General features: G+C 63.7%; 11 protein-coding genes and 1 riboswitch. Of the genes, 3 read left to right on the plus strand and 8 right to left on the minus strand.

The annotated features are described in order from the left end of the window. Positions 1–33 precede the first annotated feature (33 nt). The 4 genes from ACLEJU_RS22210 to ACLEJU_RS22225 form a co-directional block, all read right to left on the minus strand. Positions 34–2751, minus strand: coding sequence for a LuxR C-terminal-related transcriptional regulator (locus ACLEJU_RS22210; protein ID WP_435424106.1), 2718 nt, complete (start codon positions 2749–2751; stop codon positions 34–36). Positions 2752–3003: 252 nt separating this feature from the next. Beyond that, positions 3004–4368 (minus strand): DUF1329 domain-containing protein, encoded by a 1365-nt coding sequence (locus ACLEJU_RS22215; protein WP_435424107.1) that lies wholly within the window; start codon positions 4366–4368, stop codon positions 3004–3006. Positions 4369–4393: 25 nt separating this feature from the next. Next, positions 4394–6280, minus strand: coding sequence for a DUF1302 domain-containing protein (locus ACLEJU_RS22220; protein WP_435424108.1), 1887 nt, complete (start codon positions 6278–6280; stop codon positions 4394–4396). 328 nt (positions 6281–6608) lie between these two features. Beyond that, positions 6609–8291, minus strand: a complete 1683-nt coding sequence (locus ACLEJU_RS22225) for a fatty acid--CoA ligase (RefSeq protein WP_435424109.1) — start codon at positions 8289–8291, stop codon at positions 6609–6611. A 163-nt stretch (positions 8292–8454) separates the two neighbouring features. Here ACLEJU_RS22225 and ACLEJU_RS22230 point away from each other — a divergent pair, with 163 nt between their 5' ends. From ACLEJU_RS22230 to ACLEJU_RS22240, 3 genes are all read left to right on the plus strand, one after another. Beyond that, positions 8455–9420, plus strand: a complete 966-nt coding sequence (locus ACLEJU_RS22230) for a 2-hydroxyacid dehydrogenase (RefSeq protein WP_435424110.1) — start codon at positions 8455–8457, stop codon at positions 9418–9420. A 64-nt stretch (positions 9421–9484) separates the two neighbouring features. Further along, positions 9485–10483 (plus strand): methyltransferase, encoded by a 999-nt coding sequence (locus ACLEJU_RS22235; protein WP_435424111.1) that lies wholly within the window; start codon positions 9485–9487, stop codon positions 10481–10483. 39 nt (positions 10484–10522) lie between these two features. Further along, a riboswitch (yybP-ykoY riboswitch) is annotated at positions 10523–10712 on the plus strand. Between the two features lie 22 nt (positions 10713–10734). Next, a complete protein-coding gene (locus tag ACLEJU_RS22240; RefSeq protein ID WP_181004450.1) occupies positions 10735–11316 on the plus strand; it encodes a TMEM165/GDT1 family protein in 582 nt (193 codons plus the stop codon). A 120-nt stretch (positions 11317–11436) separates the two neighbouring features. On the opposite strand, the gene ACLEJU_RS22245 is transcribed toward ACLEJU_RS22240, so the two are convergent. From ACLEJU_RS22245 to ACLEJU_RS22260, 4 genes are all read right to left on the minus strand, one after another. Then, entirely contained in the window at positions 11437–12252 is an 816-nt protein-coding gene (locus ACLEJU_RS22245) for a M48 family metallopeptidase (RefSeq protein WP_103445691.1), read from the minus strand. Positions 12253–12331: 79 nt separating this feature from the next. Next, entirely contained in the window at positions 12332–12952 is a 621-nt protein-coding gene (locus ACLEJU_RS22250; RefSeq protein WP_435424749.1) for an SOS response-associated peptidase, read from the minus strand. Between the two features lie 15 nt (positions 12953–12967). Further along, positions 12968–13228, minus strand: a complete 261-nt coding sequence (locus ACLEJU_RS22255) for a putative signal transducing protein (protein WP_110638432.1) — start codon at positions 13226–13228, stop codon at positions 12968–12970. Further along, entirely contained in the window at positions 13228–13410 is a 183-nt protein-coding gene (locus ACLEJU_RS22260; RefSeq protein ID WP_027918329.1) for a CPXCG motif-containing cysteine-rich protein, read from the minus strand. Before ACLEJU_RS22260 ends, ACLEJU_RS22255 begins: the two co-directional genes overlap by 1 nt. Positions 13411–13419: the final 9 nt, after the last annotated feature.

Here is a 13419-nt window from a genome sequence, read left to right on the forward strand (position 1 = left end):
CATTTTACAGTGCCATCCCCCTTGCGGCCAGCTTCAGGCCAGCAAGCCCAACGACTTGGCGCGGGCCACTGCCTGGGTGCGACGCTCCACCCCCAGCTTGCTGTTGATATGGCTGGCATGGGTCTTGACGGTATGCAGAGAGATGAACAGCCGCTCGCTGATTTGCTGGTTGGAACAGCCCTGGGCGATCAACTCGAGCACCGCCAGCTCGCGACCACTCAATGCTTCGGTGGCGCTGCCTGTCAGTGCCACAGGCTCTGGCAGACGCGCCAGCAGTTCGGCCTGGGCCTGGCAGGCGGGTTGCGCCAGGAGTTGCTCACGCAGCCATGAAGGGTGCAATTCGATCAGTCGCTGGAAGGGCTGCACCACCCCGCCCCGGGCTGCGCTCAACGCCATGGGTAACAGCTGCGCTGCCTGTGCTTCACGCCCTTCGCTCAACAACAGGTCGACCCACTGCGACAGTGCGTGCAGGGTGAGCATCATGCCGCCACTGGCCTGGCCGCGTTCGGCCAGGGCGCACAGGCGCGCCACGGCGTCTTCACTGCGCTGCTGCACACGCTCGAGCAGGGCCTGCTGCAGTTCGATATGCAACGGCAGCAAAGGGTGGAACTCTGGCGCCGCCGCTGGGTGCTCACCGCCGTAGGTCTGCCCCAGGCGCAGCAACCAGGACTCGGCCAGGTCGATACGCCCCTGCGCGAGCCACAGCTCGCACTTCACCAGGGTGATCATCGCCAGGTAGAAGATCGGTGGCACATCCCAGATGTGCATCAGCCGTTCTGCCTCGGCCAGCTCGGCGAACGCCTCGGCATACTGGCCCTCACGGCCATCGAGCGAAGCAATCACACAATGGCCGATCAGCACGCTGATGTCGCGGCAGGCGCGCGCCTCGCCTAGCCCAGCACGCAAACGCGCGCGCCCTTGCGCGGGTTGCAGGCGCGCCACCAGCAAGTAGCCCTCGTACAGAGTCAGCCGCGCCCGCACCGCATACAGCCGCTGGGCCGACAACCCCTGCAGGCGTTGCAGCCCCTGGCGCACTTCATCCAGCGCCCGCAATACCTCGCCGCGGGCATGCAGCACCCGCGCACGATCGTAATGCGCCAGCGCCTCGAACAACGGGTTGCCGACACGCTGCGCCAGCTCCAGCGCTTCGCGGTTCCAGCCACGTGCACGCCAGAAGTCGCCGTCGGCAATGGCCAGGTTGGACAGCGTCGACAGGCACACCAGACGCTGACCATAGCGCTTGCTCGGCAGGCTCTGCAGCGCTTCGCCGCAATAGGCCAGGGTCCGTTCGCGGTCACCCCGGCCACGGGCAATGACTCCGCTGAGCGCCAGCCACTGCGCCAGCATCGACTTCTGGGCAGTGGCTGAAGGGGCGGGCAAGAAACGACTGAGGTAACCGGCCAGATCCTCCGCGGCATCCAGCTGGCAGGCCAGGCCCAGTGCCCAGCTGTACAGCACGATCAACCGCGGCGTGCTGATCAGCAGGCTGTCGGGCAGGTCCATCTTCCAGCGCAACAGCATGCCGACGTTCTGCTCAGCCAGCAGTTGCTCTTCGGACAGGCTTTGCACCAGGTCGGCTGCCACATCGAGGTGGCCGGCACGCAACGCCTGTTCAACCGCCTCGTCGAGCAACCCTTGGGCCTGGAACCAGCGGCAGGCACGCAGGTGCAGGCGCGCCAACGGTTCGCTGGACTGGCGGCTGCGCAGCAAGTCGGAGAACAGGTGATGGTAGCGATACCAGTGGCCATGCTCGTCCAGCGGCACCAGAAACACTTGATGCGCCTGCAGATAACGCAGGATCGCGTCACTGTCGTGACGTTCACGCAGCGCATCGCACAGCGCTGCGCAGAAGCGCTCCTGGCAAGCCGTGTCGAACAGAAACGCCTGCACGTCCGCCGGCAACATCACGATGACTTCTTCCAACAGGTAATCACGGATCAGCCCTTCACCACCGTGCAGGGCCTGGGGCAAGGCATGCTCGTCACCGGCTTCGCTGGCGGCCAGCTGCCAGAAGCGCAGCCCGGCCACCCAGCCATCGCTACGCAGAATCAGGTTGTCCAGCGCCTGACCGCGCAGCCCCGTGGGCTGGCGGCCAATCACCGCCAGTGATTCGTCCGCGGTCAGGCGCAGATCCTGCTCGCCAAGCTCGACCAACTGCCGCGACAGGCGCAGCCGCGCAAGGTGCCAGTCCGGGCGCTGGCGGCTGGTCACCAGCAGTACCAGGCCTGCAGGCAAGTGATTGAGGAAGAACTGCAGGCAGCGATCGAGTACCGGCCCCTGGGCCAGGTGGTAGTCGTCCAGAACCAGCAGCAAAGGCGTATCGGCCTGGAGGTAGAGCGCCAACTCGTCGAGCAAGCTGTCGATCCACTCTTCGAACGCAAAGGGTTGGTGGCGCTGGCGCATCTTCAGCAGGCCCATGGCCTGGCCGCCCAATGCCGGGCAGTACTGCTGCAGCCCTTCGAGCAGGCGTTCGAGGAAACGGCCGGGGTCGGCATCCCGTTGGCTCAGGCCGAGCCAGAGGCTGCGCCAATGGCCGGGCAGCGACTCGCAGAATTCGATGGCCAGGGAGCTTTTGCCAAAGCCGGCAGGTGCGTTGACCAGCAGCAAGCGCCCGCCAAGGCCACTCTGCAGCCGCTGACACAGACGGGCACGCGGCACGTGGCCGTCCGGCTGCGGCGGCCGGAAGAAGCGCCCGTCCAGCAGGCCCAGGGCCTGGCTGGCGAATCCATGCGTACGGGACAGGTCTGTCATGGCCGGCTCGTTCTGTTGGGAAGACTACGGCGGTACGGATCCTTGCGAGACTAGCGGGTAATGGAACGCATTTGAAGACGATGGGAGCCATTGCCCCGGAAAAGACTGCGACAAAAAGCAACATGGCTGATGGACTGTGGCTGGCGCGGGGCTTTGGCGAGGTATTCATCGGCCTTATCGGCAGGGCAGACAGAAACGCCCCGGCAAGCCGGGGCGTTCTGGGAGGGTCACACGGAGTTGCAGGTTTTCAGCTTAGCGGATACCCGACTGGCGCAGGGCGGCTGGCTGGAAATCGGCCTTGCTGGCACTGAAGCCGAAGTCGTAGGCACGCTTCTCTTCGTTCTTCATGCCCAGGGCCAGGTAGCGGCCCGACTGCAGGTCATAGATGGCTTCAAGGGTGTACCACGGCACCTGCACGTTGTAGTACGGCTGGGCATGGGCCTCGGACACGCGCCACAGCTGGCCGCGGCCGTCATACTGGTCGATCACCGCAGCTTGCCAGGTGTCTTCGTCGATGTAGAAGTCACGCTTGGCGTAGATATGCCGCTGGCCCGGCTTCAGCGTCGCGACCACGTGCCAGACGCGGCGCAGCTCGTAGCGGGTCAGGTCCTGGTTGATGTGCCCGGCCTTGAGGATGTCGGCGTACTTGAGCTTGGGGTCGTCCAGCTTGAAGGCGTTGGAGGCGATGTACATCTCCTTCTTGCCTTCGAGCTTCCAGTCGTAGCGGTCCGGCGCACCGTTGTACATGTCCAGGTTATCCGAGGTGCGCAGGCCATCGGCCGCGGTACCCGGGCCGTCATACGACACCTGCGGGGCCTGGCGCACACGGCGCTGGCCGGCGTTGTAGATCCAAGCCTTGCGCGGCTCCTTGACCTGGTCGAGGGTCTCGTGCACCAGCAGCACGGTACCGGCCAAGCGTGCCGGAGCGGTAACCTCCTGCTTGAAGTAGAACAGGATGTTGCCCGGATTGTTCGGGTCGTAGTCCTTCATCCGGTCGCGGAACACGAACTGGTCCTGGAAGTACACCAGGCTGTACGACCCGTTCTGCTGCGGCGTGGCCTGGGTTACCAGGCGGGTGACGCTGCCGCCGCGGTAGCGGGTGATGTGGTTCCAGATCACTTCCAGGCCGCTTTTCGGGATCGGGAAAGGCACGGCAGTCTGGAAGTTGTTCAGGCCGTTGCCGCCTTCGACCAGGGTGGTCGCGGTGGCGTTCTTCTTGATCGCAGCGAACACATCGTCAGGCACCGTGGAGCCACGGTGGGTCTTGTAGACCGGGATCTTGAAGGTGTCCGGGTAGCGCTTGAGCATCGCCAGCTGGCCCGGCGAGAGTTTGTCCTTGTACTGCTCGGCGTTCTGCGCGGTGATCGTGAACAGCGGCTTGTCACTGCCATAGGGGTCAGCAAGGAAGCCTTTGGCATCGACGCTGCCCGCGGTCTTCGCCAGCGGCTCCCAGGGGCCGATCGAACCATCGGCATTACCGGCCTTTTCTGCACCCATCGGGGTCAGGGTGCTGCCCAGTTTTGCCGCTTCATCGGCGGATACCGCAGCCATGACGCTGGTCGCCAGCAGGGACAGGCCCAGTACACCGGCTTGCAGCAGACTTCTGGTCTTGTTCATCTCGTGTCGTCCTGGATCAATGTTCTTAGAAGTTCACGCCGAAGCTGAGGGCGACGAAGTCGCGATCATCCACGGTGCTGTACTTGCCGTCGAAGAAGTTGGTGTACGACAGGCTGGCGGTATAGGTGTTCTGGTACTCGGCATCCAGGCCCAGGCTGACGGCCTTGCGCCCTTCCTCGAAGTTGCCGCCAGGGCCCGGCGAGTAACCGGAGACGTCATGCGACCAGGCCACGTTGGGCTTGAGGTTGACTCCGGCGAACACGTCGTTGTAGTCCCAGATGACCCGGGCGCGATAACCCCAGGAGGTGCTGGTGGTGTAGCCGTCGTTCTCGCACTTGCGGTTGAGGTTGGTGGTCGAGGCACCGGCACCGGCACCGGCGATGGTGCTGGCGTTGAGCGCCTGGCAGGTGTCGGCGCCGCCGGTTGCTGGCAGCGGGCCAGGGCCGAATACCGGGTCGCGACCGTAACGGGTATCGTGCGCGTTCTCCAGGCCACCCACATGGGTAACGCCGACTTCACCGACCACGGTCATGCGGCTGGCGCCCATCACCTGGTCGAAGAAGTGCGTCAGGGTGGTCTGGAACTGAGTGATTTCCTTGCGACGGTAGCCGTGCAGGTCTTGGCCCGGGGTGCCAGTGAGCAATGAGGCGTTGCTCAGCGCGCCACCGATCGGGCGGACACCGGCGAACAGGATATCGGTAGTGTTCAGCTGCACCGGCGCGTTCGGCCGGTAGCTGACCTCACCGCTCCAGGCGGTACCGGTAGGCAGCGTGGTGGAGAAGCTCAGGCCGTACAGGCGGATGTCTTCGGGGTACTCGACGAAGTACTTCGAATTACCCGCCACGATCAGCGGCGCCAGTGCGCGCAGTTGCGGTGGCAACTGGCTGAGGCCGGCGAATACCGACGGTGAGGCGCCAGTGGCGCTAAAGATCGGCGCACGGCTGTGGTAGTTCATGAAATAGGCGCCGAACTCGGTGTCGAGCGGTTCGAACATGTAGCGCATGGCCACACCGAACTGGCCGCTGTCACGGGCATCGCGGTCAGCACCACGCGCCACCATCACACCCTCTTCGTTGATGTTGACGCCGCGGGTGGCGAGAAATTGCTGTGCTGCTGCCGGCACCGTGCGGCTGCTGTTGAGCACGCGCAGATTGTCGGTACAGCCGTCGGCGATGATATCGGGCTGGGAGAAGAAGGTGCCGCAGTTGTCGACGACGGTCTGGTCCCACTCAAGCTGGTAGAAGGCTTCGGCCGACAGGTTGTCGGTCAGGCTCTGCGAGATGTAGAACATGTTGACCGGGATCAGGCCTTCCTTGATCTCGGCACCCGGGCGGCGGAACGCGGCCACATCGATCGGGTTGATCGAGTTGATGCCGCCGCCGATGAAGGTGCTTTCACCCCAGCTCACCACCTGCTTGCCGAAGCGTACCGAACCCGGCTGATCGCCGATCGAGTAGTTGTGGTAGACGAAGGCATCGAGCAGCTCCGCGCCCGACGACTTGGCACCCTCCTTGCGGCCCGAGTCACTGATGTCCTTGAACGGACGGCTTTCGTCCTTCAGCTCGAAGTCGTACCAGTACTTGCCACGTACGAACACACCGGTGTCGCCGTATTTGAGTTCAAGGTCATGGATACCTTTGAAGATCTTCGAGAAGGTTTCGCCCTTCTTGAAGTTCAGGTGGCCGTCGTCAGAGGTCTGCGACAGGCCCTTGCCGCCGTTGTTGACCCCGATCAGATTCTTGTTGGGATTGGCAGTGGACCAGCTGGCCCCGACGGAGAGCGACGAGTCGAACTGGCCTTCGATTTCACCAATGTTGAAACTGACAGCGAAAGCAGGACTTGCGAGCGTGGAAGCAAGGCTGACGGCCAAGGGCAGCTTGGCCCGGCGCCAGAACGGGTTTGCAGATTTCATCGACGCTACTCCATGTACTTTATTGTTATGGCAGTGAGTCCTTTCAGAAACGGCCCGAGCGACCGGTGTGCAGGTTTGCCCTGCAGCGGCACGTCTTGCGCGTACCGCTCTCCCCATTCCTGAAGATCCCCTGGCCCCGACTATAGCCAGCAGGCTCAGGTGCTTGATCCCTCTAAAGTGTGATTTGCGCACCGTCTGCCAAATCGCCCCGGTGTTTCCCGGGTAGCGCATCGGCCGTGCTCAAGCATGGCCGATTTTTCTCGTTTGGCAAGGCCACAAGCTGTCTAGCATGCGGGTCGCAAACCGTCGCATGCGACCCGCAACGGGCTTACAAGGTAGACAGGAAGGCGCTGTTACTGGCCTGCCACTGGACAATGTCCTGGCGGATACGCTTCTTGTCGATCTTGCCGACACTGGTCTTGGGAATTTCAGTAACAACGGCGATCTGGCTTGGAATGGCCCATTTGTTGATGTGCCCTTCCTCGACAAAAGGCTTGAGATGCTCCTTGAGCGCCTTGGCATCGATCGACTTGTCATCACGCACCACCAGCAAGGCGAACGGACGCTCGCCCCATTGCGGGTCGGCCACCCCGACCACCGCCACTTCGCGCACGGCCGGATGACGGCTGATCAGGTCCTCGAGGTCGAGCGAGGAGATCCACTCGCCGCCGGTCTTGATCACGTCCTTGATGCGGTCGCGGATATCGATGTAACCCATGCCGTCGAGGGTGGCGACGTCACCAGTGTGCAGCCAGCCGCCGTGCCACAGTTCCTCGCTCTTTTCCGGCTCCTTGAAGTAACCCATGGTCAGCCACGGCGCACGCAGCACCAGTTCGCCCTGGGTCTCGCCATCGGCCGGGAGGAAGTTGCCCTCGCCATCGATGATCGCCGCCTCCACCAACGGCACCGGCACGCCGGCCTTGATGCGGTAGGTAACGCGCTCATCCTCGCTGCCGGCCTGCAGCTCGTCATTCAGGTGCGCGGCAGAAATCAGCGGGCAGGTTTCGGACATGCCGTAGGCGGCGGTCAGCTGGATGCCACGGGCCAACGCGGCCTTGTACAGCGAGCTGTTCAAGGCGCTGCCGCCGATGATGATCTTCCAGCCGCCGAAGTCCTGGCCCTGGGCATTCGGACAGTTGAGCAGCATCTGCAGGATGGTCGGTACACAGTGCGAGAAGGTGACCTTCTCTTCGCGCCACAGCTTGACCAGCATGTCCGGCTCGTAGCGGCCCGGGTAGACCTGCTTCATGCCAAGCATGGTGGCCGCGTAGGGGATGCCCCAGGCATGCACGTGGAACATCGGCGTGATGGGCATGTACACGTCGTTGCTGCCAAGCAGGCGCACGCTGTCGATGCTACCGGTCACCGCGGCTTCGGCCAGGGTATGCAGCACCAGTTGGCGGTGGGTGAAGTAGACGCCCTTGGGATTGCCCGTGGTACCGGTGGTGTAGAAGGTGGTAGCCACCGAGTTCTCGTCGAAATCCGGGAAGTCGTAGCGCGGGCTGGCGGCCGCGAGCAGTTGCTCGTATTCGCCGACCAGGTTCGGCAGGTCGGCGGTCTTGTCCGGGCCATCGGTGATCAGCAGGGTCTTGTTGACGGTGGTCAGTTGCCCGGCGATGGCCTGGTAGAGGCCGACGAAATCGCTGTTGACCAGTACGAAACGGTCTTCGGCGTGATTCATGGTGTAGAGGATCTGCTCGGGCGACAGGCGCACGTTGATGGTGTGCACCACCGCGCCGATCATCGGGATGGCGAACATGCATTCCAGGTAACGGTGGCTGTCCCAGTCCATTACCGCCACGGTGTCACCGGCCTTGACCCCGGCTTCGGTCAGCACGTTGGCGAGGCGGGCGATACGCTCGTTGAGCTGTGGATAAGTCAGGCGCAGCTGATCGCGATAGACGATCTCGCGGGTCTTTTCGTAGCGGCTGCCGGACATCAGCAGGCGCTTGATCAACAGAGGGAAGTTATAGGCGCCCTCGGCGGGCTTGATGATGCGGGTCTGCAACATGGTGATCCCTTTTCTGAAAAGCATGCCGAACAAGTCTGGATCTACTGTAGTAGCTCAATGTGACGGTCAAATCAGCCGAAGGAATGATTTGGCGGCACAAGGTATGAGTGGCATTGTGCGGGGAGATGGATCAACCCCTGCCCTGCCTCCGGAGCTTCCCGTGATGCCCAGCTTGCGCCGTGCCGTGTTTCTCGACCACCAATCCCTGGACCTTGGCGACCTCGACCTGTCGCCGTTGCAGGAGCAGTTCGACGAATTCGAGCTGTTTGCCGCCACCCGCCCGGAGCAGGTCGCCGAACGCCTGCAGGGCGCTGTCGCGGTGGTCAGCAACAAGGTCATGCTCGATGCCGCCGCACTGGCCGCCAACCCGCAGCTGAAGCTGATCCTGGTGGCCGCCACCGGCACCAACAATGTCGACCTGGCCGCAGCCCGCGCCCAGGGCATCACCGTCTGCAACTGCCAGGGCTATGGCACGCCGTCGGTGGCCCAGCACACCCTCGCCCTGCTGCTGGCCCTGGCCACGCGCCTGTGCGACTACAACCAGGCGGTGGCCGACGGCCAGTGGGCCAAGGCCAGCCAGTTCTGCCTGCTGGACTTCCCGATCGTCGAACTGGAAGGCAAGACCCTCGGTCTGCTCGGCCATGGCGAACTGGGTGGTGCTGTGGCACGGCTGGCCGAAGCCTTCGGCATGCGCGTGCTGAGCGGGCAGATCCCTGGCCGCCCGGCCCGTGACGATCGCCTGGCGCTGGACGAACTGCTGCCGCAGGTCGACGCGCTGACCCTCCACTGCCCGCTCAACGAACATACCCGGCACATGATCGGTGCCCACGAACTAGCGCTGCTGAAAAAAGGCGCGCTGGTGGTCAACACCGCCCGTGGCGGACTGATCGATGAACAGGCCCTGGCCGATGCCTTGCGCAACGGCCACCTGGGCGGCGCGGCCACCGATGTGCTGAGCGTCGAGCCACCGGTCAACGGCAACCCGCTGCTGGAAAAGGGTATCCCGCGGCTGCTGATTACCCCACATAGCGCCTGGGGTGCGGTCGAATCGCGCCAGCGCATCGTCGGTCAGCTCAGCGAAAACACCAAGGCCTTCTTCGAAGGCCAGCCACGCCGCGTGGTCAGCTGAGCGCCAGCTCAGTCCCACGCCCGGCTCTGCTACACTGCGCCACTTTTTTCAGGAGGCGTCGTCCATGGACCCGCGCAGTGAAGTGTTGCTCCGCCAGGCAGAGCTGTTCCAGGGCCCGTTGCTGCTCGCCGGCGCCCCCGCCGACGGCCTGCTCGGGCAACTGCCCCAGGCCCATGGCTGGACCTGGCATGCCGGTGACCAGGCCATGCTCGACAGCCGCTTCAGCGGGCGCAGCCACTACGGCGTCGATGTGCCGCCGGTCGATTTCGAGACGGCCGTGGTGTTCCTGCCGAAGTCCCGCGAGCTGGCGGCCTACCTGCTCAATGCCCTGGCGTCCGGCCTGGCGGGCCGCGAGCTGTATCTGGTGGGTGAAAAGCGTGGCGGCATCGAAGGCGCGGCCAAACAGCTGCAAGCTTTCGGCAAGCCGCGCAAACTGGACAGCGCGCGGCATTGCCAGCTGTGGCAGGTGACCGTGGACAACGCCCCTCAAGCCAGACCGCTGGAGAGCCTGGCCGAGCGCTTCACCCTCGAACTTGAAGATGGCCCACTGCAGGTGGTGAGCCTGCCGGGGGTATTCAGCCATGGCCGCCTCGACCGCGGCACTGCCCTGTTGCTCAAGCACCTGGACAACCTGCCGGTCGGCCAAGTGCTCGACTTCGGCTGCGGTGCTGGCGTGCTCGGTGCCACGGTCAAGCGTCGTTATCCACAGAGCCGGGTCACTCTGCTGGATGTCGACGCCTTCGCCGTGGCAGCCAGCCGCCTGACCCTTGCAGCCAACAGTCTGGAAGGCGAAGTCATCAGCGGCGATGGCATCGATGCTGCGCCCGCCGACCTGAGCCTGATCCTGAGCAACCCACCGTTCCACACCGGGGTGCACACCAATTACCAGGCATCGGAAAACCTGCTGAAAAAATCCGGCCAACATCTGCGAAAAGGCGGGGAAATGCGCCTTGTTGCCAATAGCTTTCTGCGCTACCAGCCACTGATCGAAGGTGCCTTGGGCAATTGCCAGACTTGCGCCGAGGCCGATGGCTTCCGCATCTATCGCGCCACACGCGGATAAAAACAGGGCTTGCCGAAACGGTTTCGGCTAGGCAGAATCCGCACCGTCCTAGGGGAGTAGTCTCCCGCGAGCACCCTGCTCGCCCGGTACGCGTCAACATACTTGGCCCACAGGCCATGGCGCGTGCGACCCAGCGACCTGCACAGACAGGTCCTCGGTTTGACAAGACCTATGACACGCACACCTTACCCGGGGCGGGAAGGTTGTACGTGTCATAGCCGTGTCGACCCGCCCCCGTAGGAATCCTGATGCTGGAATCTCTGTTGGTCCCCACCGCAATCGTTGCCTTGGCCGAAATCGGCGACAAGACGCAATTGCTCGCGCTCATCCTCGCCGCACGCTTCCGCAAGCCTTGGCCAATCATCGCCGGCATCATTGCCGCCACCTTGGCCAACCATGCCGCGGCCGGTGCCGTGGGTGCCTGGGTCGGCAGTTTCTTCACCGAGTCGGTGTTGCACTGGATTCTTGCCGCCAGCTTCACCGCTACTGCGCTGTGGACATTGGTACCGGACAAGATGGACGATGACGAGAACCCCGCCCGCCGCTTCGGCCCGTTCCTGACCACGCTGATCGCCTTCTTCCTGGCTGAAATCGGTGACAAGACCCAGGTTGCCACGGTGATGCTGGCTGCCCAGTATCCACACCTGATCCTGGTCATCGTCGGGACGACCCTAGGCATGCTGATTGCCAACGTGCCGGTGGTACTGGCAGGTAACTTCGCTGCGGAGAAACTGCCACTGACGCTGATTCGTCGCCTGGCAGCGACCGCGTTCTTCGTGCTGGCAATCGTGGCCGTGTACTCAGCGATGAAGACCAGTGGCTGGGTGGGCTGATCTGAAAAAGCTGGGGCCGCTTTGCGCGCCCATCGCCGGCAAGCGCGGCTCCCACAGGAACGCGATACCTGTGGGAGCCGCGCTTGCCGGCGATGGGCTGCAAAGCAGCCCCTATCGGCTTTACTGCTTCGCAGCTTCGTACAGCGGCATCACCTTCGGAATCGCCGCCTGCAACGAGGCGATCCGGCTGCTGGACGCCGGGTGAGTGCTCATGAACTCGGGCGGCGCACCTTCCGAAGCCTTGCTCATCTTGTTCCACAAGGTGATCGCGGCGTTCGGGTCATAACCGGCACGCGCCGACAGCTCCAGGCCAATCAGGTCGGCTTCGTTCTCGTTGGCGCGGCTGTTGGGCAGGGTCATGGAATAGTTCACCACCGCGTCGGCCAGCGCCATGCTGTCCTGGCCAAGGCCAAGCAATGCACCTGCGCCCTGGCGCGCCATCTGCACGCCGTAGGCCTTGGACATCGCTTCACGGCTGTGCTCACGCAAGGCGTGGGCGATTTCGTGGCCAACCACTGCGGCGATTTCCGCATCGGTGAGCTTGAGCTGGTCGATCAGCCCGGTGTACACGATGATCTTGCCACCCGGCCCGCAGTTGGCATTGAGCTCGTCGCTCTTGATGACGTTGACTTCCCAGTTCCATTGCGCCGCATCGGGGCGGAACTTGGGCGCCTGGGCGATCAGCCGGCTGGCGATGGCCTGCACGCGCTTGGCATCGGCACTGGACTTGTCCAGCACGCCCTTGCTCGACGCCTCGCCGAGGGTCTGCTGGTACGACTGGGCGTACATCTGGTTGACCTCGTCGGTCGAGAGCATGCTGAACATGTACTGCTGGCGCTCGACGCCGACAGCACCGCCACTGGTGGTATTCACCGCCTGGCAGCCGGCTAGCAGGATGCCAGCACTCAACAGACTGACGACAAAAGACTTACGCATCAAAACACTCCCTTTTTACATGCGCCGTATCCTAGGCTGAGTCGCCTGTAACCCGCCATAGCCGCAGGGAAGATTTTATCTAGGCGGGGGTCAGGCACTCTGGCGCGTCCAGTTTCGGGTCATTGACGAAGTTCGCCAGGGCCCGCTCGCGCAGCGTCGCCGGCGGGCTGGCGAGCAACTCGTGCAAGCGCGGCAAGGGTGTGTCCGGGTCCAGCCAGGCGGCCTGGCCGGCTTCGTCGAGAATCAGCGGCCGGCGCTGGTTCATCGCGGCCTGGGTCACCACTGCACAGCTCAACCACACCTGGTCCTGCACTGGGTAGGCCTCCCATATGGCGGCAAAATACAGCGAGGCGCCCTCCCCTGGTGTCAGCCAGTAAGGCCGTTTGCGCACCGTGCCGCGCCACTCATAGAAACCGTTGGCCGGCATCAGGCAACGGCGCAGGCGAAACGCTTCGCGGAACATCGGCTGCTCGGCCAAGGTCTCGGCCCGGGCATGGGCGGGGGTACGCGAAAGGTCGGTGAGCCAGGCGGGGGTCAACCCCCAGCGCGCCTTGGCCAGCTGCTGCTGGCCGTCGAGCTGGCGCCGGATCAGCACCGAAGCACCGGGCGAGATATTCCATTGGGCCGGCTGGCCGGCAGGGAAGCCCGGCAGACTGGCCAGCGCCTGGGGCCAGCGAAAGAGGGCGTAACGTCCACACATGGGCGATTTCAGAACCTAGCAGATCAAGGTACCGGGATGACTCTCCGGCTCGTCGCCGGCAAGCGGCTCGGCACCATTGTACGCATCGATCAGTTGCCGTGCGTATTCGGCCTGTTGGTCGGGCACCGCGAGCCCGAGTAGCCCCTGCAACGGCAACTCACCGGCAGCGCCGATCAGGTCGCGGCCGACCAAGTGCACTTCGATACCCTCGCTGACGAGCATGCCCAGCAGCATTTCGGCCTCCAGCAGGTTTTCCGGTTCGTAGATCCGCCGCATCAGTCGTTCTCACCGTAGACATCCAGCATCCATTCGTCGCCATGAACCTGCAGCACAAAGCGGATAGGCTTGCAGCACACCTGGCAGTCCTCGATGTACTCCTGATCGCCGCCGGACAGGTCCACTGTCGTTTCAACTTCTTCACCACAATAAGGGCAATCGTAGAACGCTTGTTCGAGCATCGCGGCCTC

This window comes from Pseudomonas sp. SMN11 (assembly GCF_052041945.1).
GTDB lineage: Bacteria > Pseudomonadota > Gammaproteobacteria > Pseudomonadales > Pseudomonadaceae > Aquipseudomonas.

Excerpts from the sequence above, each read along its gene's own strand:
- ACLEJU_RS22210 (WP_435424106.1), bottom strand. The coding sequence starts at position 2,751 with ATGACAGACCTGTCCCGTACGCATGGATTCGCCAGCCAGGCCCTGGGC.
- ACLEJU_RS22215 (WP_435424107.1), bottom strand. The coding sequence starts at position 4,368 with ATGAACAAGACCAGAAGTCTGCTGCAAGCCGGTGTACTGGGCCTGTCC.
- ACLEJU_RS22220 (WP_435424108.1), bottom strand. The coding sequence starts at position 6,280 with ATGAAATCTGCAAACCCGTTCTGGCGCCGGGCCAAGCTGCCCTTGGCC.
- ACLEJU_RS22225 (WP_435424109.1), bottom strand. The coding sequence starts at position 8,291 with ATGTTGCAGACCCGCATCATCAAGCCCGCCGAGGGCGCCTATAACTTC.
- ACLEJU_RS22230 (WP_435424110.1), top strand. The coding sequence starts at position 8,455 with ATGCCCAGCTTGCGCCGTGCCGTGTTTCTCGACCACCAATCCCTGGAC.
- ACLEJU_RS22235 (WP_435424111.1), top strand. The coding sequence starts at position 9,485 with ATGGACCCGCGCAGTGAAGTGTTGCTCCGCCAGGCAGAGCTGTTCCAG.
- ACLEJU_RS22245 (WP_103445691.1), bottom strand. The coding sequence starts at position 12,252 with ATGCGTAAGTCTTTTGTCGTCAGTCTGTTGAGTGCTGGCATCCTGCTA.
- ACLEJU_RS22250 (WP_435424749.1), bottom strand. The coding sequence starts at position 12,952 with ATGTGTGGACGTTACGCCCTCTTTCGCTGGCCCCAGGCGCTGGCCAGT.
- ACLEJU_RS22255 (WP_110638432.1), bottom strand. The coding sequence starts at position 13,228 with ATGCGGCGGATCTACGAACCGGAAAACCTGCTGGAGGCCGAAATGCTG.
- ACLEJU_RS22260 (WP_027918329.1), bottom strand. The coding sequence starts at position 13,410 with ATGCTCGAACAAGCGTTCTACGATTGCCCTTATTGTGGTGAAGAAGTT.